Source organism: Thermus kawarayensis JCM 12314, assembly GCF_055393575.1.
The window spans coordinates 444,619-467,525 of the sequence record NZ_AP043756.1 but is presented as its reverse complement, the minus strand read 5'-3'; the positions used below and the strand labels follow the sequence as shown (position 1 = coordinate 467,525).

23 protein-coding genes and 1 tRNA gene are annotated in these 22,907 nt (G+C 69.1%); 11 read left to right on the top strand and 13 right to left on the bottom strand.

From position 1 onward, the window contains the following. Positions 1 to 75: 75 nt before the first annotated feature. Complete coding sequence (locus tag ACZ5RK_RS02930; protein ID WP_464910048.1) at positions 76 to 741, top strand: hypothetical protein; 666 nt, start codon at positions 76 to 78, stop codon at positions 739 to 741. Between the two features lie 3 nt (positions 742 to 744). Here ACZ5RK_RS02930 and ACZ5RK_RS02925 read toward each other — a convergent pair whose 3' ends face one another. Together ACZ5RK_RS02925 and ispF are read right to left on the bottom strand one after the other, a co-directional pair. Continuing rightward, positions 745 to 1,341: a trimeric intracellular cation channel family protein gene (locus ACZ5RK_RS02925; RefSeq protein WP_464909608.1), complete on the bottom strand. Its 597-nt coding sequence runs from the start codon at positions 1,339 to 1,341 to the stop codon at positions 745 to 747. Further along, positions 1,334 to 1,792, bottom strand: coding sequence for a 2-C-methyl-D-erythritol 2,4-cyclodiphosphate synthase (gene ispF, locus ACZ5RK_RS02920; protein ID WP_464909607.1), 459 nt, complete (start codon positions 1,790 to 1,792; stop codon positions 1,334 to 1,336). The genes ACZ5RK_RS02925 and ispF overlap by 8 nt, the downstream gene beginning before the upstream one ends. A 16-nt stretch (positions 1,793 to 1,808) precedes the next feature. On the opposite strand from ispF, the gene ACZ5RK_RS02915 reads away from it, so the two are divergent. After that, the gene (locus ACZ5RK_RS02915) at positions 1,809 to 2,360 is read left to right on the top strand and encodes an HD domain-containing protein (RefSeq protein ID WP_054647490.1); all 552 of its coding nucleotides are present in this window, start codon (positions 1,809 to 1,811) and stop codon (positions 2,358 to 2,360) included. Positions 2,361 to 2,396: 36 nt separating this feature from the next. After that, the gene (locus tag ACZ5RK_RS02910; protein ID WP_054647493.1) at positions 2,397 to 2,717 is read left to right on the top strand and encodes an FUN14 domain-containing protein; all 321 of its coding nucleotides are present in this window, start codon (positions 2,397 to 2,399) and stop codon (positions 2,715 to 2,717) included. Here the strand turns inward: ACZ5RK_RS02910 and ACZ5RK_RS02905 are convergent. Together ACZ5RK_RS02905 and ACZ5RK_RS02900 are read right to left on the bottom strand one after the other, a co-directional pair. Beyond that, positions 2,714 to 3,859, bottom strand: coding sequence for an aminotransferase class I/II-fold pyridoxal phosphate-dependent enzyme (locus tag ACZ5RK_RS02905; protein ID WP_464909606.1), 1,146 nt, complete (start codon positions 3,857 to 3,859; stop codon positions 2,714 to 2,716). The genes ACZ5RK_RS02910 and ACZ5RK_RS02905 overlap by 4 nt on opposite strands. Beyond that, entirely contained in the window at positions 3,852 to 4,346 is a 495-nt protein-coding gene (locus ACZ5RK_RS02900; RefSeq protein ID WP_464909605.1) for a MogA/MoaB family molybdenum cofactor biosynthesis protein, read from the bottom strand. The genes ACZ5RK_RS02905 and ACZ5RK_RS02900 overlap by 8 nt, the downstream gene beginning before the upstream one ends. 87 nt (positions 4,347 to 4,433) lie before the next feature. Between ACZ5RK_RS02900 and ACZ5RK_RS02895 the strand changes: the two genes are divergently transcribed. Both ACZ5RK_RS02895 and ACZ5RK_RS02890 read left to right on the top strand, forming a co-directional pair. Then, entirely contained in the window at positions 4,434 to 5,021 is a 588-nt protein-coding gene (locus ACZ5RK_RS02895; protein WP_054647491.1) for a GNAT family N-acetyltransferase, read from the top strand. Further along, the gene (locus ACZ5RK_RS02890; protein WP_464909604.1) at positions 5,002 to 6,189 is read left to right on the top strand and encodes an SLC13 family permease; all 1,188 of its coding nucleotides are present in this window, start codon (positions 5,002 to 5,004) and stop codon (positions 6,187 to 6,189) included. The genes ACZ5RK_RS02895 and ACZ5RK_RS02890 overlap by 20 nt, the downstream gene beginning before the upstream one ends. On the opposite strand, the gene ACZ5RK_RS02885 is transcribed toward ACZ5RK_RS02890, so the two are convergent. From ACZ5RK_RS02885 to ACZ5RK_RS02865, 5 genes are read right to left on the bottom strand one after another with little or no spacing between them, the layout of a single operon-like run. Continuing rightward, positions 6,182 to 7,486, bottom strand: coding sequence for an amidase (locus ACZ5RK_RS02885; RefSeq protein ID WP_464909603.1), 1,305 nt, complete (start codon positions 7,484 to 7,486; stop codon positions 6,182 to 6,184). The two genes, ACZ5RK_RS02890 and ACZ5RK_RS02885, sit on opposite strands and share 8 nt — an antisense overlap. Then, complete coding sequence (thiI, locus tag ACZ5RK_RS02880; RefSeq protein WP_464909602.1) at positions 7,473 to 8,696, bottom strand: tRNA uracil 4-sulfurtransferase ThiI; 1,224 nt, start codon at positions 8,694 to 8,696, stop codon at positions 7,473 to 7,475. The genes ACZ5RK_RS02885 and thiI overlap by 14 nt, the downstream gene beginning before the upstream one ends. Before the next feature lies 1 nt (position 8,697). Continuing rightward, on the bottom strand, positions 8,698 to 9,111 hold the full coding sequence (locus tag ACZ5RK_RS02875) for an NUDIX hydrolase (RefSeq protein WP_464910047.1): 414 nt from the start codon (positions 9,109 to 9,111) through the stop codon (positions 8,698 to 8,700). Between the two features lie 48 nt (positions 9,112 to 9,159). Next, entirely contained in the window at positions 9,160 to 11,169 is a 2,010-nt protein-coding gene (locus ACZ5RK_RS02870) for a molybdopterin oxidoreductase family protein (protein WP_464909601.1), read from the bottom strand. Positions 11,170 to 11,173: 4 nt separating this feature from the next. Next, on the bottom strand, positions 11,174 to 12,712 hold the full coding sequence (locus ACZ5RK_RS02865; RefSeq protein WP_464909600.1) for a polyhydroxybutyrate depolymerase: 1,539 nt from the start codon (positions 12,710 to 12,712) through the stop codon (positions 11,174 to 11,176). A 37-nt stretch (positions 12,713 to 12,749) separates the two neighbouring features. On the opposite strand from ACZ5RK_RS02865, the gene ACZ5RK_RS02860 reads away from it, so the two are divergent. The 3 genes from ACZ5RK_RS02860 (at position 12,750) to ACZ5RK_RS02850 (ending at position 15,016) form a co-directional block, all read left to right on the top strand. Then, positions 12,750 to 13,385 (top strand): ribonuclease HII, encoded by a 636-nt coding sequence (locus tag ACZ5RK_RS02860; RefSeq protein ID WP_464909599.1) that lies wholly within the window; start codon positions 12,750 to 12,752, stop codon positions 13,383 to 13,385. 14 nt (positions 13,386 to 13,399) lie between these two features. Then, positions 13,400 to 13,870, top strand: coding sequence for a DUF4384 domain-containing protein (locus ACZ5RK_RS02855; protein ID WP_054647472.1), 471 nt, complete (start codon positions 13,400 to 13,402; stop codon positions 13,868 to 13,870). 66 nt (positions 13,871 to 13,936) lie between these two features. Further along, entirely contained in the window at positions 13,937 to 15,016 is a 1,080-nt protein-coding gene (locus ACZ5RK_RS02850) for a TRAP transporter substrate-binding protein (RefSeq protein ID WP_464909598.1), read from the top strand. 94 nt (positions 15,017 to 15,110) lie between these two features. Here ACZ5RK_RS02850 and ACZ5RK_RS02845 read toward each other — a convergent pair whose 3' ends face one another. The 4 genes from ACZ5RK_RS02845 to ACZ5RK_RS02830 form a co-directional block, all read right to left on the bottom strand. Next, positions 15,111 to 16,601, bottom strand: a complete 1,491-nt coding sequence (locus tag ACZ5RK_RS02845; RefSeq protein ID WP_464909597.1) for a TRAP transporter large permease — start codon at positions 16,599 to 16,601, stop codon at positions 15,111 to 15,113. Continuing rightward, positions 16,598 to 17,137: a TRAP transporter small permease subunit gene (locus ACZ5RK_RS02840; protein WP_464909596.1), complete on the bottom strand. Its 540-nt coding sequence runs from the start codon at positions 17,135 to 17,137 to the stop codon at positions 16,598 to 16,600. The genes ACZ5RK_RS02845 and ACZ5RK_RS02840 overlap by 4 nt, the downstream gene beginning before the upstream one ends. Positions 17,138 to 17,204: 67 nt before the next feature. Next, positions 17,205 to 18,788: a phosphohexomutase domain-containing protein gene (locus ACZ5RK_RS02835; RefSeq protein WP_464909595.1), complete on the bottom strand. Its 1,584-nt coding sequence runs from the start codon at positions 18,786 to 18,788 to the stop codon at positions 17,205 to 17,207. Positions 18,789 to 18,919: 131 nt separating this feature from the next. Continuing rightward, complete coding sequence (locus ACZ5RK_RS02830) at positions 18,920 to 20,725, bottom strand: peptidylprolyl isomerase (RefSeq protein ID WP_464909594.1); 1,806 nt, start codon at positions 20,723 to 20,725, stop codon at positions 18,920 to 18,922. A 44-nt stretch (positions 20,726 to 20,769) separates the two neighbouring features. On the opposite strand from ACZ5RK_RS02830, the gene ACZ5RK_RS02825 reads away from it, so the two are divergent. From ACZ5RK_RS02825 to ACZ5RK_RS02815, 3 genes are all read left to right on the top strand, one after another. Continuing rightward, positions 20,770 to 20,846, top strand: a tRNA-Arg gene (locus ACZ5RK_RS02825). A gap of 92 nt (positions 20,847 to 20,938) precedes the next feature. Then, on the top strand, positions 20,939 to 22,072 hold the full coding sequence (locus ACZ5RK_RS02820; RefSeq protein ID WP_464909593.1) for an MFS transporter: 1,134 nt from the start codon (positions 20,939 to 20,941) through the stop codon (positions 22,070 to 22,072). Between the two features lie 9 nt (positions 22,073 to 22,081). Continuing rightward, positions 22,082 to 22,888 carry a universal stress protein gene (locus ACZ5RK_RS02815; protein WP_464909592.1) on the top strand — a complete coding sequence of 269 codons (807 nt, stop codon included), beginning with the start codon at positions 22,082 to 22,084 and terminating at the stop codon, positions 22,886 to 22,888. Positions 22,889 to 22,907: the final 19 nt, after the last annotated feature.

Below are 22,907 nucleotides of genomic sequence, written 5' to 3'. Positions count from 1 at the left end.
GCCCCTTGCCCCAGGCTTTGGACCGGGTATAATCCCCCCGTGAAACGTGCCCTTATCCCGCTTTTGACGAGCCTCCTGCCCTTGGCCCTGGCCCAGGCCTCCCAGGTGGAGGCCCTGGTGGACGCCGGGCGGTTCCAGGAGGCCTACGAGATGGGGCTCAAGCTCTCCACCCCCGAGGCCCTGGCCCTGGCGGCCAAGGGCGCCAGCTTCTACGCCATGTACCAGGCCAAGGACGCCGAGAAGCGCACCTGGTTTGAGCGGGCAGAGAAGGCCGCCTCCCAGGCCATCGCCAAGGCCCCCGATTACCCGGAGGGCTACTTTGAGCGGGCCCGGGCCCTGGGAAGGCTTTCCCAGTACAAGGGGATCCTCGAGGCCCTGGCCGAGGGACTCGCCCCCAAGATCCGGGGGGATCTGGAAAAGACCCTGAAGCTCAAGCCGGACCACGCCGGGGCCATGGTAGCCCTGGCCCTCTGGCACTTTGAGCTGGTGCAGAAGGGCTGGCTGGTAGCCGCCACCCAAGGGGCCGATGGGAGCAAGGTGGAGCCCCTCATGCGCCGGGCCATTGAGCTGGAGCCCGAGGGCATCATCCACCGGGTGGAGTACGCCCGGGTCCTCTCCGCCTGGGGGAAGAAGGAGGAGGCCAGGAAGCAGCTGGAAATCGCCCTTTCCCTTCCCGCCAGGACCGCCGCCGACCGTTACGACCAAGAACGGGCCCGCCAGGAGCTGGCCAAGCTGAAGTAGGCCTCACCTGGGGGTGGGGAGGCGGAGGCCGAGCCTCCGCCCGAAAACCCGGAGGAGGACCGTGGTCAGGGCCCCCAGGAAGAGGGCCCCCTCCGGGTGGCTCCCGTGAAGGGCATAGACCACTAAGGCCCCCACCAAGGCCGCCGAGGCGTAGAGGTCCCCCGCCCGGTAGAGGATGCCCGGCACTTCCCCGGAAAGGAGGTCCCGCAACACCCCGCCCCCCACCCCGGAAAGGGTACCCGCCAGGGCCACGCCGAAGGGGCCAAGGCCGGCCTGAAGGCCCCTTTCCGCCCCCAAGGCGGCGAAGAGGCCCAGGCCCAGGGTGTCCAGGTAGTAGATGAAAGGCCCCAGGGCCTGCACCCGGGGGTGGAAGCGGAAGACCAGAAGCCCGGTGAGCCCCACGCTCCACAAAAGGGGCTCATTCCTGAGGGGGGTGGGGGGGAGGGTGCCCACCAGGACGTTGCGGATGGACCCGCCCCCCACGGCGGTCACCGTGGCCAGGACCAGAACCCCCAGGAGGTCAAACCCCTTCTCCACCCCCTTGAGGGCCCCGGTGGCGGCGAAGACCCAGGTGCCGAGCCAGACCAGTCCCTCAACCATCCAGAAGCACCACCGCCCGGGCCTGGACGTGGCCCGGGGCCAGGCCCTCCGAGGTCTTGAAGCCAAGGCCCACGCGGTCCTTCGGGAGGCCCAAAAGCCGGGCCAGGTTCCCCACCAAAGCCTCCCGGTGGGGGGAGAGCTTGGGCCGGTCCAGGGTGAGGACCAGGCCCGCCTGCAGGAGCCGCCCGCCCCGCCCGGCCACCAGGCGCAGGGCCTCCTTCAGGAACACCTCGCTCCTCACCCCTTGCCAGCGGGGGTCGGTGTCGGGGAAGAGGAGGCCGATGTCCCCGAGGCCGTAGGCGGAAAGGAGGGCGTCGGTGAGGGCGTGCAAAGCGGCGTCCCCGTCGGAGTGGGCCAGGGCCCCCACGGGGCTTGGGATGAGGAGGCCGCAGAGGTAGAGGGGCCTCCCCTCCTCCAGGCGGTGGCTGTCCTCCCCGTAGCCGAGGCGCATGGCTATACTTTAGGACATGCCGAGCTTTCAGGAGGCCCTGGCCCTCATGGAGGCCTGGACGGAAAGCGAGTCCCTAAGGCGGCACATGCGGGCGGTGGAGGTGGCCATGCGGGCCTATGCCCGCCGTTTCGGCGAGGACGAGGAGCTTTGGGCCATGGCCGGGGTGCTCCACGACATGGACTACGAGAAGTACCCCGAACTCCATCCCTATAGGGGTGTGGAGGAGCTTAGGCGTCTGGGCTACCCCGAGGAGGTTCTCGCGGCCATCCTGGGCCACGCCAGCTACACCGGGGTTCCCCGGGAAAGCCTCATGGCCAAGGCCCTCTTCGCCGTGGACGAGCTCACGGGCCTTATCACCGCTGCCGTTTACGTGCGGCCGGACCGTTCCATCTTAGGCCTGGAGCTCCCCAGCCTCAAGAAGAAGTTCAAGGACAAGGCCTTCGCCAAGGGGGTGAACCGGGAGGAGATCCGGCTTGGGGCCGAGGAGCTGGGGGTTTCCCTGGAGGAGCACATGGCCTTCGTCCTCGAGGCCATGAGGGAAGAGGCCGGGCTCCTCGGCCTCAGGTAGTTGTCTCCCGGCGCCCTTTCCGCTAGGGTGGAAAAGGTGGCGCTCCCCGACCTCACCCCTTACCTCGGGCAGATGACCTTCGGCGGCCTCGCCGGGTACGCGGTGGGCTACACCCTCAAAAAGGTGGGCCGCCTTTTGGCCCTGGTCCTGGGCCTCCTCTTCGTGGCCCTCCAGCTCCTGGCCCAAGGGGGGTACGTTCAGGTGGACTGGACCCGCATCCAGAAAGACGTGGAGCCCCTCCTGCAGCAGCCCGGCCTGCAAAGCCTTTGGGAGAGGCTCCTTTCCACCCTAACCTACAACCTTCCCTTCGGGGCGAGCTTCGTGGGCGGGCTCCTACTGGGCCTCCGGGCGGGCTAAGCGCCCACGGCTTTCCCCAGGGCCTCCCTTAGGGTTTCCGCCGCCCGCAAAAGCTCCTCCAAGGGCCTCACCAAGGCGATCCGCACCCAGCCCACGCCCCCCGGTCCAAACCCCCGGCCCGGGGCGAGGGCCACCCCCCTCTCCACCAGGCTCAGGGCGAACTCCAGGTCGTCCACCCCCTGGGGAAGCCTCCCCCAGAGGTACATGGTGGCCCTGGGGGGAAGGAGGGCAAGGGCCCCTTGCAGGGCCTGGGCCATCCCCAAGGCCCGCTCCCGGTAGACCCGGGCGTAGCCTCGGGTCACCTCCTTGGGGGTCTTCAGGGCCTCCACCCCCATGCGCAGGATCCCGGCGTACTGGTTGAAGTCCACCACCCCCTTGACCCGCTCCAGGCGGGCGAGGGCCTCCTCGCTCCCCAGGGCAAAGCCCAGGCGGAAGCCCGCCAGGTTGTAGCTCTTGGATAGGGAGAAGAGCTCCACCACCCGCTCCTTGGCCCCGGGAAGGGCCAGGGGGGAAGGAGCCTCCCCCTCGTAGACCTGGTCCACGTAGGGGTTGTCGTGGATGAGCCAAAGGCCATGTTTCCGAGCCAGGGCCAGGGCCTCCTCAAAATAGCCCCAGTCGGCCACGGCCCCCGTGGGGTTGTTGGGGTAGTTGAGGAGGAGGACCTTGGCCTCCTTCCAGGCGTTTTCCGGCACCGCCTTCAGGTCGGCGAGGCCGTCTTTCCGCAAGGGGATGAGGAAGGTCCTCAAGGAGGCCACCCGGGCCGCCCCGAAGTAGCTGGGGTAGGCCACCTCGGGAAGGAGGAGGAGGTCATGGGGCTCGGTGAGGGCGAGGAGGAGGTGGGCCAGGCCCTCCTGGCTTCCGATGAGGGCCAGGGCCTCCCGCCTGGGGTCCAGGCCCACCCCGTACCTTTGCCCGTACCAGCGGCAGGCGGCCTCGAGGAAGGAAAGGGTGCAGCTCCTCAAGCAGTAGCCGTAGGTGGAGGGGTCCTCCAGGGCCTCCCGGAGGGCTTCCATGGGTGCCCTGGGGGGAAGGAGGTCGGTGGAGCCGATGGAGAGGTCCACGAGCTTTACGCCCTTCTCCTTCGCCCTGCGCTTGGCCTCGTCCACCACCAGGAAGACCGAGGGCTCGGGCACCCTACTCATGGTGCCCCTCCTTCCAGGGCTTGCCCGTCACCAGGGAGAGGGCGTGGGGCAGGACGGGGAGCACCGCCTCCAAAGACTCCCTCGCCCCCTTGGGGCTTCCCGGGAGGTTCAGGATCAGGGTCTTCCCCCGCACCCCCGCCACCCCCCGGGAGAGGGCGGCCATGGGGGTCTTCTGGAACCCCATCAGGCGCATGAGCTCCGCGAGGCCCGGCACCTCCCGCTCCACCATCTCCCGCGTGGCCTCCGGGGTCCGGTCCCTGGGGGCAAGCCCCGTCCCCCCGTTGGTGAGGATGAGGTCCAGGCCCTCCCGGTCCGCCCAAAGCCTGAGGACCTTCTTGATCATGGGGGGCTCGTCGGGGACGATCTCGTAGGCCGCCACCTGGTAGGGCCCCCCCTCCAGGGCCTCCCGGATGGCCAGGTGGGTGGTGTCCTGCCGCTCGCCCCGGTAGCCCTTGTCGGAAACCGTGAGGATGCCCACGCGGAACATCTGCCACCAGGCTACCACAACCGGTGCCCGCCCGGGTTTCCCCCAAGACCCCTTCCAGCGTCCCCACTCTCCCAGCATAATGGCCCCATGTGGACCTTCCCCCAGCGCCTGGAGGGGCGGTACGTGCGCCTGGAGCCCCTCACCCTCGCCCATCTTCCCGCCTTCCTGCGCCACTACGACCTCGAGGTCTACCGCTTCCTAAGCCGCGCCCCAAGGGCCGGAGAGCCCTTAGAAGAGGCCTTAAGGGCCCACCTGGAGGGGCTTCTTTCCGAACCCGGCCGGGTGAACTGGGCCATCCTCCTGGGGGAGGAAATGGCCGGTCGGATCTCCGTCATCGCCCCCGAGCCCGAGCACGCCAAGCTGGAGATGGGCACCATGCTCTTCCGGGCCTTCTGGGGAAGCCCCGCCAACAAGGAGGCCAAGTACCTCCTCCTCCGCCACGCCTTTGAGGAGCTTCGGGCGGAAAGGGTCCAGTTCAAGGTGGACCTGAGGAACGAGAGGAGCCAGAAGGCCCTGGAGGCTTTGGGAGCGGTGCGGGAGGGGGTGTTGCGCAGGCACCGCAGGCTTCCCGATGGCACTTTCCGCGACGACGTGGTCTACAGCATCCTCCGGGAGGAGTGGCCCGGGGTAAAGGAGAGGCTCCAGGCAAGGCTTTATGCTTCGGGAAGGCCTTAGCCTCCTCGTCCTCCTCCTCGCCTACCTGGGCCTCGCCCTGGGAGGGCTTCCCGGCTACCGCATGAACCGGGCGGGGGTGGCCTTGGTGGGGGCAAGCCTCCTCGTGCTCCTCGGGGAGCTGGACCTCCAAGAGGCCTGGCAGGCCCTGGACGCCCCCACCCTGGTCTTCCTCTTCGGGGTCATGGTCCTGAACGCCCACCTGGGCTACGCGGGCTTCTTCGCCCTCGCCACCCAAGGCCTCCTCCGCCTGGCCCGCACGCCCTTTTCCCTCCTCGTCCTCCTCTCCTTCGGGGCGGGGGGGCTTTCCGCCCTCTTCCTCAACGACACCATGGCCCTCCTCCTCGCCCCCCTCGTCCTCCGCCTCGCCCGGGGCCTGGGCCTGAACCCCGTGCCCTACCTCCTGGCCCTCATGGCCGCGGTGAACACGGGAAGCCTCATGACCCCCACGGGGAACCCCCAGAACATCCTGGTGGCGAGCCTTTCGGGGATTCCCTACCTGGACTTTCTTCGGGCCCTTTTCCCCGTGGCCCTTTTGGGGCTCGCCCTGCAGGTGGGGCTCCTGGCCCTCCTCTACCCCGAGGTGCGTTCCTTTAGGCCCCTCCCGCCCCTTCCTCCCCTGCGCTACCGGCTCCACCCCGGGCTTCTCCGCAAAGGGCTCCTCGTGGCCTCGGGGCTTCTTCTCGCCTTCCTCCTCGGTTACCCCATGGCCCAGGGGGCCCTGGTGGCGGCAGGGCTTCTCGTCTTTAGCCGGAGGCTCCGCTCGGAGCGGTACTTCAGGCGGGTGGACTGGGAGCTTTTGGTGATGTTCGGGGGGCTTTTCGTCCTTACCGAGGGGGTCCGCCGCCTGGGGCTGGCCGAGGCCCTCCTGCCCCTTGCCTCTAGCCCCCTCGGGCTCCTCCTCGCCGCCACCCTCCTTTCCCTCCTCCTCTCCAACGTGCCCGCGGTCCTCCTCCTCGCCCCCTTGGCCCACACCCCTGAGGAGTGGCTCCTCCTCGCCGGGGGGAGCACCCTGGCGGGGAACCTCACCCTGCTTGCCAGCGTGGCCAACCTCATCGTGGCCGAGGGGGCGGGGCGGGAAGGGGTGCGGGTGGGCTTTGGGGAGCACCTGCGCCTGGGCCTTCCCCTCACCCTCTTCTCCCTGGTCCTCCTCTACCTCTGGCTCACCTGAGGCGGGCCTCGAGCCAGCCCCCGATGGCGAGCACCCTCCCGTCCTCGGCGTAGGGCCCCACCACCTGGAGGCCCACAGGCATCCCCTCCACCTTGGCGAAGGGGAGGGCGAGGGTGGGGACCCCGAGGAGGCTGAAGGGCAGGGTGAGGGTGATGAAGGCCTCCCGGTGGCTCCTCCTCCCCGACTCCAGCTCCACCTCCTCCGTGCCCAAGGGAGGGGCGGGGAGGGGCTGGACGGGGAGGAGGAGGGCGTCCACCCCTCTTAGGGCCTTCACCAGCTCCAGCCTGAGGGCCTCCCGCTCCGCCACGGCGTCCCGGTAGTCCTTCTCCGTGAGGGCGAGGCCCAAAAGAAGCGCCTCCCGCACCCCTTCGGAAAACCCCTCGGGGTGCTCTTTAAGGGCCTTCTCGTGGATGCGGGCCGCCTCGTAGCGCACCAGGCGGGTGTAGACCTCGTAGACCCCCCTAAGGGGCAGGGAGACCTCCTTCACCTCGGCCCTTAGGGCGGGGAGGTCTTCCAGAAGCCTGGAGAAGGCCCTCCGCACCTCCACCCCGAGCCTCCCCTCCAAAAAGTCCAGGGGCACCCCGAAGGTGGGGTTCTGGGGGCCCTCCAGGGGAAGGCTCTCCCCCGCCAGAATCTCCGTGAGAAAGTGGGCGTCCCGCACCGTCTTGGTGAGAGGCCCGGCGTGGTCCGTGGAGCGGGAGAGGGGAAGGGCCCCCTCCAAGCTCACCCGGCCGTAGGAGGGCTTGAAGCCCACCACCCCGTTGAAGCCCGCGGGGATGCGGATGGACCCCCCGGTGTCCGTGCCCAAGGAGGCGAGGCCGATGCCCAGGGCCACGGCCACGGCGCTCCCACCGCTAGACCCCCCGGCCTGGCGGGTGGGGTCTATGGCGTTCCGCACCGGCCCCGTCCAGGGGTTTTCCCCGGTGATGCCTAGGGCGATCTCGTGCATGTTGGTCTTGGCGAGGATAAGCGCCCCCGCCTCCTTTAGGCGCCGCACCGCCTGGGCCTCCTCGGGAAGGGGAGGAAGGGGGGCCCGGGTCCCGGCCCGGGTGGGCATCCCCTTCACCGGGAAGAGGTCCTTCACGGTGAGGGGAAGGCCGTGCAGGGGCCCCCGCGCCTGGCCCCGCCTGAGCTCCTCCGTGAGGGCCAGGGCCTCCTTGCGGGCGGCCTCCTCGTCCAGATAGGCGAGGGCGTTCCGGTCCTGGAAGGCCTTGGCCCGCTCCAGGGCCTCCTCCAAAAGGGCTAAGGGGGTGGTCCTTCCCGTTTCCAGAAGGCGCTTCGCCTCAAGCAGGTCCATGCTCCATTATAAAAGCGCCTCCGGGGCTCTCCCGTAGGGGCTTTCCTCCCGGCCAGGTGTAGGTGAGGACCTCCCTACCCTCTAGGGCCAGGGCCACCAGGGCCTCCGTGGGCAGGCGGGCCTCGGTCTTCAGGACCACCCCTAGGTCCGCCCGGGTCACGGGGTGCTTGGGGGCGAAGAGGGTGCAGCACTCCTCGTCGGGGAGGATGGAGGTCCCGTAGGTGCCGATCCTTTTGGCCTCGGCCACGATCTCCTGCTTATCCCACCCGATGAGGGGCCTTAGGACGGGGAGGGTAGCCGCCTGGTTCACGGCGTAGAGGTTCTCCAGGGTCTGGGAGGCCACCTGGCCCAGGCTGTCCCCGGTGGCGAGGGCCAGGGCTCCCTCCTCCTGGGCGATGGCCTCGGCGATCCTTAGCATGTAGCGGCGGTAGAGGACCACCCGGTAGGCGGTGGGGGCCTCCACGATGATGTGCCGCTGCACCTCGCTGAAGGGGACGAGGTGGAGCCTAAGGCGGTGCTGGAAGCGGGAGAGCCGCTCGGCAAGGGCTTTTGCCTTCTCCCGGCTCGCCCCCGAGAGGAGGGGGAAGGGGTGGAAGTGCACGAGGACCACCTCCGCCCCCCGGCGCATGAGGCGGTAGGCGGCCACCGGGGAGTCAATCCCTCCGGAGAGGAGGGCCACCACCTTGCCGGAAACCCCCGGGGGGAGGCCCCCTGGACCCGGGTGGCGCTCCGCCTCCAAAAGGGCCGCTCCCGGCAGGATCCGCACCACGAACTCCCGCTCCGCTCCCCTAAGCCGCACCGGGGCCCCGGTCTTTTCCTTCACAAAGGCCCCGAGGAGGCGCTCCACTTCGGGAGAGGTGAGGGGGAAGGTCTTGTCCGAGCGCTTTGCGGTGATGCGGAAGCTCCCGAAGGCCTCGCCCTTCAGGGCCTCTTCCAGGGCGGCCTGCATGGCCTCGAGGTCCGGGGGCGTCCTCAGGACCCGGGCGAAGCCCTCCACCCCTAGGGTGTCCTGGAGACGGGCCTTGGCCTCGAGCCAGGCCCCCTCGGGGAGGCGGAAGAGGAGGGCCATGGGCCACTCCGCCTCCAGCCGGGCAGAAAGGCCCTTCAGGGCACGCTTCACGTGGGCCTTGGCCCGCTTGAGGAAGAAGGGACGGTTCCCCCCTTTGAGGGCCAGCTCGTGGAAGAGGTTTACCAGAAGGAGGGTTTCCACCTCAGCACCCCACCTTCACCGCCAGGTAAAGCCGGCTGCACAAAGAGCCCCGCCGGGCGGCCTCCCGCAGGTCCTCGGGGCGGCCAAAGCGGAAGGCGGTGTAGTAGGTCTTGCCCGGCTTGGGCCGGGGAAGGAGGACCGGGGAAAGGAGTTCGGCCTCGTACACCCAAAGCTCCAGGGTGTAGGCGGGCCGGTCCTCCCGGCCGAAGGCCACGGGGAAGCGGAGGGCCACCTGGGCGGAGAGCTTCTCCTGGGCCACCCTAAAGGCGGCCTCCTCCAGCCCCTCCCCCTCCCCCAGGCTTACCGCCGGCAACCCCCAGGCCCCGGCGAACTCCGGGTCCGCCTCCGGGCGCCGCACCAGAAGAAGCCCCTCCTCCCCCCAGGCGGCCAGGGCCACGGAGCGCTTTTTGGGCAGGGCCCCGCGCACCCCCTTAAGGTAGCAGGATTGTGGCCCAGGCGCAAATCAGGCCAGGCGCAGGGGCTCCACCTCCACGGGGGTGGAGTGGAAGGTGCTTCCCCCGCCCAGATCCGTAAGCCTCTCCGAGGTGAGGTGGTTCACCCCTTTCCCGTCCGGGGCCCACCTCTCCCACCAGGTGCCCTCCAGGACCACCGTCCCCGGGATGGGGGCCTCGCTCACCAGGGCCTTCCTCGTAATCCTCCCCCAAGGGGAGCGGATGTGGACGAGCATGCCGCTTTGGATCCCCCGCGCCCCGGCGTCTTGGGGATGGATGAGGAGCCTGGGCTCCCCGCCCTCCGCCTCCACCAGGGCTTCCACGTTCCCGTAGGTGGTGTTGAGGAAGCGGTGGGCCGGGGGGGTGAGGAGGATCAGGGGGTAGTCGGGAAGGGGCTCGGTGGGGATGACCTCAGGGGGAGGGCTGAAGCGCACCTTCCCTTGGGCGAAGGGGAGGAAGGGCCGGGGCAGGTTGAGCCTCACGAAGCCTTCCTTCTTGAGCCTTTCCAGGGTGATCCCCTCGAGGTAAGGGTGGTCCGAGGCGAGGAGGCTTTTCGCCACCTCCTCGGCAGTCCAGTAGAGGGTGGGCTCCTTTAGGCCAAGCCTCTTCGCCAGCTCGCGGAAGACCCAGGTGTTGGGGCGGGCCTCACCCGCAGGAGGGCTCAAGGGCTCGTTCCAGGAGAGGTAGTAGTGCCCGTAGCTCGTGTAGAGGTCCGGGTGCTCGTAGAAGAGGGTGGCGGGAAGGAGGTAGTCGGCGAAGTGGGCGGTCTCCGTCATCGCCTGCTCCAGCACCACGGTGAAGAGGTCCTCCCGTTCCAGCCCCGCCCTCACCTTCCCGGTGTTCGGGGCCACCACCAGGGGATTGCTGTTGAAGACGAAGAGAACCCGGATGGGGGGCTTGAGCTCGGTGAGGGCGGTGCCGAGCTCGTTCATGTTCACCGCCCGGGCCTTGGGGTTGGGCCGGAAGTAGCCCTGGTGGGGATGTCCCCCCTCCAGGAGGTGCCGCCCCCCGAGGAAGCGCTTGTTCAGGGGGAAGGCCCCGCTGGTGGAGAGCATGGCCCCGCACCCCGGGTAGCGCCAGGCCCCGAGGAGGGCGGGGAGGAGGATCACGGCGCGGAGGGCGTTCCCCCCTCCCGGGTGGCGGGTCATGCCGTAGCCCACCCGGAGGAAGACCCGCTTGGCCTCCCCCATCTCCCGGGCGAGGCGGAGGATGGCCTCCTCCGGCACCCCGGTGAGGGCGCTGGCCCTCTCTGGGGTCCACCTCTCCGCCTCCTTTTGGAAGGCCTCGAGGCCCACCGCCCTCCCTTCCAGGTACTCCCAGTCCACCAGGCCCTCCCGGAAGAGGACGTGGGCCAGGGCGTAGGCCAAGGCGGCGTCCATGCCGGGGCGGAGCCTGAGGTGGAGGTCGGCGAAGCGGGAGGTGAGGTTCTCGTAGGGGTCTATGTGGACCACCCTGGCCCCCCGCCTCCTCGCCTCCTTGAGGAAGGGGGTGAGGTGGCTATTGGTGGAGAGGCTGTTGATGCCCCAGAGGAGGACGTAGCGGGCCTCGGGGACCTCCTCGGGGTCCGGGGCCAGGCGGGGGCCGTAGGTCATCTCCCAGGCGGCGCTCCCCGCGGTGGAGCAGATGGTCTCCAAAAGCTCCGAGGCCCCGATGGCCCGGAAGAAGGCCAGGGGGTGCTGGTTCTCTATGAGGCCCATGGTCCCGGCGTAGTGGTAGGGAAGCACGGCCTCCCCGCCTTCTTGCTCCAGGACCGCCTTGAGCCTAAGGGCGATCTCGTCCAGGGCCTCCTCCCAGGAGACCCGCGCGAACCTCCCCTCCCCCTTCCGCCCCACCCGGCGCATGGGGTAAAGGAGCCTCTCCCGCGCCCTCTCCGGGTAGCGGTAGGTCTTGGCGCAGGCGAAGCCTTGGGTGATGGGGTGGCGGGGGTCCCCTTCCACCTTCGCGAGGCGCCCCTCCTCCAGGGTGAGGAGGAGGCTGCAGGCGTCGGGGCAGTCCAGGGGGCAGGTGGCCCTTCCCTTCATACCCTTAGAGTAGCCCAAGGCCCTCGAGGGCACCGCACCTCTCCGCGTAGGGGTCAGGAAGAAGCCCCACGGGCACGTCCAGGCGCAGGACCAGGCCCTCCCGGTAGCGGGGCCAGCGGGGCCATCCCGAAGGCTCCCCCTCCTTGGCGAAGGCGGTCCAGTAGCGGCGCATCTTCCTGCCCAGATACTCCGCCTGCCCCCGGGCCTCCTCCCCCAGGAAGAGGGGGAGGAAGGGCATGGCCTCCAGGTTGCCGAAAAGGGGGGCGAGCTCCAGCCCGTGGAAGGCCCCTAGGCCCTCAAACCCCGGCACCCGGAAGGAGAAGAGGTAGGCGTAGGTGGGGGCGTGGGGGGCCTGGAGGCGGGCGGCCTGGAAGGAGGGGCAGAGGAGGGTGAGGTCGGTCTGGAGGGCTCCCCAGGCGGCCCTGGGGTCCGGGAAGCGGCCCCGGTAGCGGGCGAGGAGGGCCTGGGCCTCCTTCGGGGAAAGCCCCGACTCCAGAAGCCGCCTTTCCGCCTCCTCCCAGCTCGGGGGCCCGAGGAGGGCCTGGAGGGCGGGAAGGCTCACCTCCTCGGCGTTGGCCCCGGCGATAAGGGGGATTCCCCGGGCCATCCCTCTCCTTAGGGCCTCCCGGGGGTCTTGGGGGAGGAGGGGGCCGAGGTGGGGCTTGAAGGGGCCCACCCGGAAGACCGAGGGCCTGGAGAGGAAGCGGCCCATGGCCTCGAGGGTGGGCTCCTTGGGGAGAAGCCTCTCCAGGGGAAGGGCGCGGAGGCAGGCGAGGTCCTTGGGGTCGCACCCCCTTTCCCTGGCCCAGGCCTCGCCGAAGGCGAAGTCCTCCTGAAGGGGCCTCGCATACCCGCACCCCCCCGACTGGAGGATGGCCTTGTGGAAGAGGCCCTTGGCCTCGGGGGTGGCGAGGAGGGCGCAGACCATCATCCCCCCGGCGGATTCCCCGAAGAGGGTGACGTTTTCCGGGTTTCCCCCGAGGTAGCGGATGTACCTCTGCACGAAGCGGAGGGCTTCCAGAACGTCCAAGAGCCCGTAGTTCCCCACCGCCCTAAGGTCTTCCCCCGCCAGGGCGGGGAGGGTGAGGAAGCCCAAGGGCCCCAGGCGGTAGTTGGGGGCCACCACCACGACCCCTTCCTCCGCCAGCCGGTGGCCCCGGTAGATGGGCTCCGCGGCGGCTCCCGAGGTGAAGCCCCCGCCGTGGAGGTAGACCATCACCGGGAAGCCCCCTGGGGGCGGCACCTGGGTGGGGAGGTAGACGTTCAGGACCAGGCAGTCCTCCCTCTGGGGCGGGATGGGGCTCCCGAGCCGGGCGGTGAGCCCCGGGCCTTGGGGGCAGGCCACCCTTTCCCTCCCCACGCCCTCGGGCCAGGCCCTTACGGGCCTCGGGGCCTGAAAGCGCCCGGCCTCGGCGTAGGGAAGCCCGTAAAAGGCGATGGCCCCGCCCTCCCACGCCCCTTCCGCCCTTCCCAAGGGGGTGGCGGCCAGGAAGTTTTGGGCCAGGGCCAGGCTTCCGAGGAGGGCCAAGAGGAGGACTGGCATGGACTCATTCTAGGGGGTTGGGGCGTATAATCCCCCCGTGGACGGCTCGGCCCCCTTGGAGGAGGGCTTTTGGGCCCGGGGCCTCAGGGTGGCCGGCCTGGACGAGGCGGGCCGGGGAGCCTGGGCGGGGCCCATCGTGGTGGGGGCGGTGGTCCTGCCCCCCGGGGCGTACCCCTTCAAGGACTCCAAGCTCCTCTCCCCCAAGGAGAGGGAGCGCCTGGCGGAGAGGGTCAGGGAAGTGGCCCTGGCCTTCGCCCTGGGGGTGGCGGAGGTGGAGGAGGTGGACCGGCTGGGGGTCCTCAAGGCCACCCTCCTGGCGGCAGCGCGGGCCCTCGCCGGGCTAAAGCCGCCCCCAGAGGCCCTGGTCACCGACTACCTGCCCCTTCCCACCCCCCTTCCCCTCCTCTCCCCCCCCAGGGCGGACCAGAGAAGCCCCAGCGTGGCCGCCGCCAGCATCCTGGCCAAGGTCCACCGGGACCGGCTCATGGCCGAGCTGGACCGCCTCTACCCGGGCTACGGCTTCGCCCGGCACAAGGGGTACGGCACCCCGGAGCACCAGGAGGCCCTCCTGGCCCTGGGGCCCTCCCCCGTCCACCGGAGGCGCTTCGCCCCCGTGGCCCAGGCCCCCTTAAGGTTTCCTGAAGACCCTCAGGGCCAAGGCGGCGTACCCTAAGGGAGGAGGTTCGTATGCGCTTCCTCTTGGTCCTTCTCGCAGGGTTTCTTTCCGCATGCACCGTGACCCTCGAGGGCCTTACCCTCACCTACCGCTGGGACTATAGCCCGGTCCTCCTGCGCTTTGAGCCCGACCGGGGCCCAGGGGCCACGTACTTCGTGGGGGAGGAGATCCGCTTCTTCCTCACCCTGGACCGGCCGGGCTGGGTGACCCTGGTGGTGGAAGACCCGGACGGCCGCACCTACGAGCTGGACCGCTTCTTCCTCCAGCGGGGCACCCACGTCCTGCCCCCGGGGGCCTACCGCTACGTCCTCACGCCCCCCAGGGGCCTCCACCGGGTGCGGGCGGTGTACACCGACCGGGAACCCGGCGGGGTGAGGCTCCAGGGGGTCTACACCGACTGGGACGCCCGCCTGAGGGTGTACCTCGAGGCCTCCGGGGCCCGCACCTACCACGTGGCGGAAACGTATTTTTATGTGCGCTAAGGAGGGGGCTTGCGCCCCTCACGGGGGGGCGGGGTATAATCCCCAAGGACCGCTAAGGAGGTCAAAATGAAGCGGCGTGACTTTCTGAAGAAGGCGGGTATCGGCGTAGCGGCGAGCGCGGCCTTCGGACCGGCTTTCGCCCAGGCGGCCCCCACGGTGCGCTGGCGCCTGGCCTCCAGCTTCCCCAAGAGCCTGGACACCATCTACGGGGCGGCGGAGGTCCTGGCGGAGCGGGTTTCCGCCCTCACCGGGGGGCGGTTCCAGATCCGCCCCTACCAGGCGGGGGAGATCGTGCCGGGGCTACAGGTGATGGACGCCGTGCAGCAGGGCACGGTGGAGGCGGGGCACACGGCGAGCTACTACTACGTGGGCAAGGCGGCGGTTCTCGCCCTTGACACGGCGGTGCCCTTCGGCCTCACTGCCCGTCAGCAGAACGCCTGGATGTACCAAGGGGGCGGCATTGAGCTCTTCCGCCCCATCTTCGCCGACTTCGGCATCATCCAGTTCCCCGGGGGCAACACCGGGGTGCAGATGGGCGGCTGGTTCCGCAAGGAGATCAAGGGCCTTTCCGACCTCAAGGGCCTGAAGATGCGCATCCCCGGGCCCGGGGGCCAGGTGATGAGCCGCCTCGGCGTGGTCCCCCAGGTGCTGGCGGGCGGGGACATCTACCCCGCCCTGGAAAGGGGCGTGGTGGACGCCGCCGAGTGGGTGGGCCCCTACGACGACGAGAAGCTGGGCTTCTACAAGGTGGCCAAGTACTACTACTACCCCGGCTGGCACGAGCCCGGGCCCATGCTCTCCTTCTACGTGAACCTCAAGGAGTGGCAGAAGCTTCCCAAGGAGTACCAGCAGGCCTTTGAGGTGGCCGCCGCCGAGGCCAACCTGTGGATGCTGGCCAAGTACGACCGGGTGAACGCCCCCGCCCTCCAGCGCCTCATCAAGAACGGGGTAAGGCTCCGCAAGTGGCCCGCGGAGGTGATGAAGGCGGCCCAGAGGGCGGCCTTTGACTGGTACGAGGAGGAGGCGGCCAAGGACGCCACCTACCGCAAGGTCTACACCGCCTGGAAGGCTTTCCGGGAGGAGTCCTACCGCTGGTTCGGGGTGGCGGAGCTGGGCTACGAGCAGTTCGCCTTCCCCGCCCTCTAGACGAGGAGGACCATCCCCGGGAGACTCCCCCGGGGATTTCCTTTTCGCGGCCGGGCAGCGTTCCCGTTCTTGCCGGGGCCGGCGTGGGGAAGGATTACCCCCCCACAAACCGCAGGATGGGCTCCCGCAGGAGGTAGGTGAAGAGGAGGACCAAAAGCTGGAGACCGATGAAGGGAAGGCCGCCCAGGTAGATGTCCAGGGTCTTTACCTCCCTGGGGGCCACGTTCCGCAGGTAAAAGAGGGCGAAGCCGAAGGGCGGGGTGAGGAAGGAGGTCTGCAGGTTCACCCCCACCAGGAGGCCGAACCAGAGCTTGTTGATGCCCAAGGCCTCGGCCCCGATGGCCAGGAGAGGCAGGGCGATGAAGGCGATCTCAAAGAAGTCTATGAAGAAGCCCAGGAGGAAGACCAAGACCATGACGAAGAGGATGAAGCCCGTCTCCCCTCCGGGGAGCCCCGTGAGGAAGCCCTCCACCCACAAATCCCCGTTCACGCCCCGGAAGACCAGGCTGAACAGGGTGGAGCCGATGAGGATGAAGATGACGAAGGCGGTGAGCTTGGCCGTGCCCTCCATGGCCCCGTAGAGGACCGGGAAGGAGAGGCGGCGGTTCAAAAGGGCGAGAAGGAGCGCCCCCACCACCCCCATGGCCCCGGCCTCCGTGGGGGTGGCGAGGCCGATGAGGACGGTGCCCAGGACCAGGAAGATGAGCACCAGAGGGGGCACCATGGAGAGGAGGGCCCGGCGGAGGAGGGGGTTTCGGCGGATGCGGGGAAGAAGGGCCAGGGTCCAGAGGAAGAGGCCCAAGAGGACCTCGAGGCCCTCCAGCCAGGAGGGAAGGTGGAGGAACTCCCCCAGCTTCCACGCCCCCACCCCCACCAGGAGGTAGGAAAGGAGGGCGAAGGCGGCCTCGGGCTCCTTCCCCGCCTCGGGCCGGGCCTCCTCGGGCAGGGCAGGGGCCCACCGGGGCCGGAAGAGGGCCACGTAGACCACGTAGAGAAAGTAGAAGGCCACGGTGAGCCCCGCCGGGATCAGGGCCGCCTGGTACATGTCCCCCACGCTCACCCCCAGCTGGTCCGCCAGGACGATGAGGACCACGCTGGGGGGAATGATCTGGGCCAGGGTGGCCGAGCCCAGGATCACCCCGCTGGCCAGGCGGGGGTTGTAGCCGTACTTCAACATGATGGGCAGGGAGATGAGGCCCATGGCCATTACGCTGGCAGCCACCACCCCGGTGGTGGCTGCCAGGATGGCCCCCACGAAGACCACGCTCAGGGCAAGGCCGCCCCGTAGGGGCCCGAAAAGGCGGCCCATGGTGTCCAGGAGGTCCTCGGCCAGGCCGCTCTTCTCCAGGATGATGCCCATGAAGGTGAAGAAGGGTATGGCCAGGAGGAGCTGGTTGGACATGATGCCGAAGATGCGGTCGGGCATGGCCCTGAGGAGCCCGGCCGGGAAGACGTCCAGGGCGATCCCCCAAAACCCGAAGACGATGCCCACCGCCCCCAAGGAGAAGGCCACGGGGTAGCCGGAGAGGAGAAAGACCACCAGGGCGGCGAACATCAGGGGGGGCATGAGGCCTTCCAGGTTCACTCCACCACCTCCTTTTCCTCCTCAGGGAGTCCCAGGTGGCCCGTGAGGAAGGCGATGCGCTTGATGAGCTCGGAAAGCCCCTGGAGGAGAAGAAGGGCGAAGCCCACGGGCACCATGAGCTTGATGGGCCAGCGGGGAAGCCCCCCCACGTTGGGGGAAACCTCCTTTGCGGCGAAGGAGTTCAGGAACCAGGGCCAGGCCAGGTAGATGACCCCCAGGCTCATGGGGATGAGGAAGAGGAGGGTACCCAGAAGGTCAATCCAGGCCTGGGCCCTCCGGGAGAGGCGGCCGAAGAGGAGGTCTATGCGCACGTGGGCGTTGTGCTTGAGGGCGTAGGCCCCGCCCAGGAGGAAGATGAGGCTGAACATATACCACTGGGCCTCGAGGTAGGCGTTGGAGCTGTAGTTGAAGGCGTAGCGCATCACGGCGTTGCCCGCGGAGAGGAGGGCCACGAGAAGCACCAGCCACACCACCAACCGCCCCACCGCCTCGCTCAGGGCGTCTATGGCTCGGGACAAGGCCAAAAGAAGGCGCATGTTTATACCCCCTGGCAAAACCGGCCCCATCCTACCCGGGGGGCAGAGGGCTGTCAACGCAGGGGCCCTAGGCCAAAGCCCGGTCCACCAGAGCCAAGGCCGCCTCCAGGACCGCCTGGAGGTGGGCCTCCCCCTTGAAGCTTTCGGCGTACACCTTGGCCACGTCCTCGGTGCCGCTGGGCCGGACGGCGAACCAGGCGTTTTCCGTGACCACCTTCACGCCTCCCAAGGGCTCCCCGTTGCCGGGAGCGCGGGTGAGCACCGCCAGAATGGGCTCCCCGGCCAGCTCCCTTTCCCGGACGTCCTCGGGGGTGAGGCGGGAGAGCCTGGCCTTGGCCTCGGGGGGCAGGGGCAGGTCCTTGCGCAGGTAGTGAGGCCGGCCCAGGGCCTCGGCCAGCTCCTCGTAGAGCTCGTCCGGGGCCTTCCCCCGCTTGGCCATGATCTCGGCGGCGAGAAGCCCCATGAGGATCCCGTCCTTGTCCGTGGAGAAGGGCCTGCCGTCAAAGCGGAGGAAGCTCGCCCCGGCGCTCTCCTCCCCCCCAAAGCCCAGCTGTCCCCCAAGAAGCCCCTCCACGAAGTACTTGAACCCCACGGGGGTTTCGTAGACCCCCCGGCCCAGGGCCCGGGCCACCCGGTCCAGGAGGGCGCTGGTCACCGCCGTTTTGCCCGCCTTGGCCCCGGGCCAGGCCCGGGTGGTGAAGAGGTGGTGAAGGGCCGCCGCCAGGTAGTGGTTGGGGTTCATGAGGCCCCGCGGGGTCACGATGCCGTGGCGGTCGGCGTCCGGGTCGTTGCCCACGGCGAGGTCAAAGCGGTCCTTGAGGGCGAGGAGGCCCGCCATGGCGTGGGGGCTGGAGCAGTCCATGCGGATCTTGCCGTCGTGGTCAGGGGGCATGAAGCGGAAGGTGGGGTCCAAGGTGGGATTGACGATCTCCAGGTGGAGCCGGAAGGCCTCGGCCAGGCGCTCCCAGACCCTGAGGCCCGCCCCGCCCAAGGGGTCCACCCCCAGGCGGAGGCCCGAGGCCCGGACGGCCTCCAGGTCCACCGCCTCCCCTACCCGCGCCGCGTAAAGCCCGGCGTAGTCAAAGGCCTTGGCCCGGGAAAGGCCCTCCTTGAGGGGAAGCCGCCTCACCCCCTTAAGGCCCTCCCGGAGGAGGGCGTTGGCCCTTTCCTCTATGGCCCGGGTGACGCGGGTGTCCGCCGGCCCCCCCGTGGGGGGGTTGTACTTGAACCCCCCGTCCTCCGGGGGATTGTGGCTGGGGGTGAGGAGGACCCCGTCGGCCTTGGCCCCGTGGCGGGCGTTGTGCTCCAGAATGGCCAGGGAGACCAAGGGGGTGGGGGTGTAGCCCCCTTCCGCCTCTATGCGCACCTCTATCCCGTTGGCGGCGAAGACGCTTAGGGCCGTGGCCCAGGCGGGCTCGGAGAGGGCGTGGGTGTCCTTGGCCAGGAAGAGGGGCCCCGTGGCCCCGAAGCCTGCCCTCAAGTCGGCGATGGCCTGGGCTATGGCCAGCACGTGGGCCTCGGTGAAGGTGGCCCTGAGGCTGGTGCCCCGGTGGCCGCTGGTGCCGAAGGCCACGCGCTCCCAAGGGCTTTCCGGGTCCGGCTTGGCCTCGTAGTAGAGGGTGAGGAGGCGGAGGAGTTCCCGGGGTTCCATGACCCCATCCTAAGTACCCCGCTCTGGCTTTCGCCAGAGCGGGGGCCCCAGAAGGTCTTCCCTGGGCCTTTAGGCAGAGGTTTACATGTCGCAGAAGCGAGGCGCGGGCACTTTATTGGCCCCCGGGAGGCTCAGGGTTTCGCCGGGGCCTCCTTGGGAGCCTCCTTAGGCTTTTCCTCCGTCTTGGGGGTGAGTTCGGCCAGCACCTGGCTCAGGCGGTTCTCTATCCTGGCCTCCTTGCGCAGGGCCTGGAGGAGGGCCTGGGCCTTCTCCTGGCGCTTCTTGGCCACCACCCCCTGCAGGGCCTCCTCCTTGACCGCCTCGTAGGGCCTCAGGACCTCGGGCTTGCGGTCTTGGATGAGGAGGACGGCGAAGGTCCCGTCCTCCAGCTTCACCACCTCGCTCACCTCCCCCAAGGGCCCCTTGGGGAAGGCTTCCTTCACCTTGAAGACCAGGCGGTCCAGCACCGCCGGGAGCTGGTTGGGCTGGACGGTGCCGTGGTCGGTGACGCTGCCCCCGTGGGCCTTGGCCAGGGCCTCGAGGTCCTGGGCCTTCAGGGCCGCCTCGCGGAAGGCCTTGGCCTTGGCCTCCTCCTTGAAGCTCACCGCCACCACCCGGGCGCTGGCGGGAAGGACGAAGCGGGCGGGGTTTTCGGCGTAGAACTTCCGGGCCTCCTCCTCCGTGGCGGTCACGCCCTGGGTCTCGTAGAGGAGGTAGGCCTGGGCGATGGCGTCCTTGGAGCCGATGAAGGGCTTGCCGCTCTTCTTGGCCGCCTTGACCAGCACCTCCCGGTCTATGAGGCTTTCCAGGGTCTGGGGAAGGAAGAACTGCACGGCCAGCTCCCCTAGGCCCTGCTGGATGAGGGCCTGGGTCTGCTGGTTGGAGAAGACGGGCTGGAGCACCTGGGCGAGGAGGATCTCCGTCCCGTCCACCTGGGCCACCACGGGGTTCTTGTAGGCGTAGGGGTTGCTCTCGGCGAAGCGCACCTGGGCCTTCTTGCGGAGCTCTTCCAGGTAAGCCTCCAGGGCCCCGTCCCCCTTGGCCGCCTGGGCGTCCTTCTCCACCTGGTCCTTCACCTCCTCAAAGGCGGGCACCTTGGGGGGAAGGTAGGCCTCCACCTTCACCAGGTAGTACCGCCCCGAGGCCTCTATGGGCCCCACCAGGCCCGGGCCCTTGAGGGCGAAGACCGCCTGGGCCACCGCCTCGGGGAAGACCACCTGGGTCACGGGCTTGGGCTCCGTCTCCCCCGGACCCGCCCCCAGGGCCCCCCCCTGCTCGGCCCCCACCTTGGAGTGCTCCTTGGCCAAGAGGGCGAAGTCCTCCCCCGCCTTCAGCCTGGCCAGAAGCCCTTCCGCCAGCTTCTTGTCGTCCACCACGATCTGCCGGGCCCGGACTCGAGGCTCGGTCTTGTAATTCTCCCGGTGGACCTCAAAGTAAAAGCGCACCTCCTCCGGGGTGGGCTTGGCGGCGGAGCGAATCTGCTCCAGGCGCTTCTGGATCTGGAGCTGGGCCTTGATCTCCTGGCGGAGCTCCGCATCGGTGTAGCCCACCTGGTTGAGGAACTGCTCGTAGGCCTTCTTTTCCTTCAGGCCGTACTGCTCGCGGATGCGGTCCACCTCCCTGCGCACCTCGGCGCTCCCCACCCGGATGCGGGCGGCGTCCTGCCTCAGGGCCTCGGTGAGGATCACCTGTTCCAGGAAGTGGGTGTCCACCAGGGTCTTGAGAAGCCCCTGGGGGTTGGCGGCGTAAAGGGGGTCATTGCCCTGGAGCCTGAGGAGGTCCAGCTCGTAGACCGCCTTGCCGTTCACCCAAAGGACGGGCTTACCCCGGGTCCCCTGCCCCGCCTTGGGGGTGAAGAGGAGGATGGCCCCCACGGCGAAGGCCAGGGCCAGCAAGCCGAAAAGGATGGTGACGAGCCTCTTGTTGATGCCAAACACTTGACCGCCTCCTTCTTCCCGTGCTATAGTACTCCCGCTTGAGTGCGCCCGTAGCTCAGCTGGACAGAGCGTCGGCCTCCGGAGCCGAAGGTCAGAGGTTCGAGTCCTCTCGGGCGCGCCATTTTCTTTTGGCCCTTCCTGCGTTTCCGGAAAGCCCCAAGCACGTGGGGATTCTAACACACCCTTCCTGAGAAGCGGGTTTAGCATGGAGGGGTGCTGCCCCTCCTCCTCGCCTGGCTCCACACGGTCAACGACCTCTTCGGGAACTTCCTCACCCCCCTCCTCCCCAAGCTCATGGCCCACTTCGGCGTGGGCCTGGGAACGGTGGGGCTCTTGGTCTCCGTTTATTCCCTCACGGGAAGCCTCCTCCAGCCCTTCGCCGGCCTCGTGGCCGACCGGATGGACCGGAGGCTCCTGGCGGCCTTGGGACCGGTTCTGGTGGCCCTGGGAACGGGGTCCATGGGCCTTTGGCCTCGCTTTGAACTCCTCCTTTTGGCCCTGGGCCTGGCGGGCCTGGGCTCGGCCCTCTTCCACGCCTCGGGGGCGAGCCTGGTGGGGGAGTTCGCCCCCAAGGAGCGCAGGGGGTTCTGGCTTTCCTTCTTCGGCTCCGCCGGCTACCTGGGGCTTTCCCTGGGCCCCCTGGTGGCCCTCTTCACCGTGGGGGCTTTGGGGCTTAAGGGGCTCCTCTGGCTTACCCCCTTGGCCCTTCTTCCCGCCCTGGCCCTCCTCCGCCTTCCCCCGGTGCGGCGCCGGGGGAAGCCCGCCGGGGTAAGGGACTTCCTCCGGGTCTTCCGGGGGGACGTGGTCCGGCTTTGGGGCATGGCCACCCTGAGGAGCCTGGTCTTCATGAGCTTTTCCACCACCCTGCCCTACTGGTTCGCCCAGAGGGGCCTCCCCGATGCCTACACCGCCTTGAGCCTCTCCGTCTACAGCTTCTCCGCCACCTTGGGCACCTTCCTCGGAGGCACCCTCTCGGACCGCCTGGGGCGGAAGGCGGTGCTTTTGGGCACCCTTTCCTTTGGCCTGCCCCTTTATCTTGGCCTCCTCCTCTTCCCGCCGGAAAACCCCCTGTACCTCCTCCTCCTCGCCGCCACCGGGGCCTTGATGAACGCCGGGATTCCCGTGGCCGTGGCCTTGGCCCAGGAGCTGGAGCCGGACCAGACGGCCACGGTGTCCGGGCTTCTCATGGGCTTCACCTGGGGGTTTGCCGGGCTCTTCTACGCCCCCATCGGCCACTTCATAGAAACCCTGGGGGTGATGCCCGTCCTTTTGGCTCTGGGAAGCCTGATCCTTCCCGCCTGGGCCCTGGCCAGGGGGGTGAGGGACCCCGAGCCCAAGGCGGCGTAAGATGGGGGCATGCGGATCCTCCTCGCCACGGACGGCTCGCCCCAGGCCAAGGGGGCGGAGGTGCTGGCGGAGTGGCTGGCCTACAAGCTCTCGGCCAAGCTCCTCCTCCTCTACGTGCGGGACGTCCGCCTTTTGCAGGGCCTCGAGCCTTTGGACCTGGGGGCCCTCACCATCCCCGTCCCCGTCTACCGCCAGGAGCTGGAGAAGGTCCTGACCCTCAAGGGCGAAACAATCTTAGATAGATTACAAAGAAGTGCCCGGGAGGCGGGCATAGAGGCCGAGGCCGTGTTGGAAACCGGCCTTCCCCACGAGGTCATCCTGCGCCACGCCCGGGGGGCGGACCTCCTGGTCCTGGGCCGAAGCGGGGAGGCCCACGGGGGGAGCTTCCTGGGCCTAGGAAGCACCGTGGACCGGGTGCTCCGAGCCTCCCCCGTCCCGGTGGTGGTGGCTCCCATGGACTACGTGGAACTGGAAGGGGCCCTCCTGGGGTACAACGCCTCGGAAAGCGCCGTGCGGGCCATGCACACCCTGGCCGCCCTGGCCAAGCCCCTGGGGCTTAGGGTGCGGGTGGTGAGCGTCCACGAGGATCCCGTGCAGGCGGGCTCCTGGGCCCTGGAGGCGGAGGCCTACCTCAAGGACCAAGGCCTCGAGGTGGAGGCCCTGGCCCTCTCCGGGGACCCCGCCGAGCACCTCCTGGCCCTGCAGAACCCCACGGACCTCCTGGCCCTGGGAGCCCCGGTGCGGAGGTTCCTCCTGGGGAGCACGGCGGAACACGTGGCCCGCCACGCCGTGGGGCCGGTCCTCACCGCCCGATAAGGGCTCGGGGGTTTTGGTA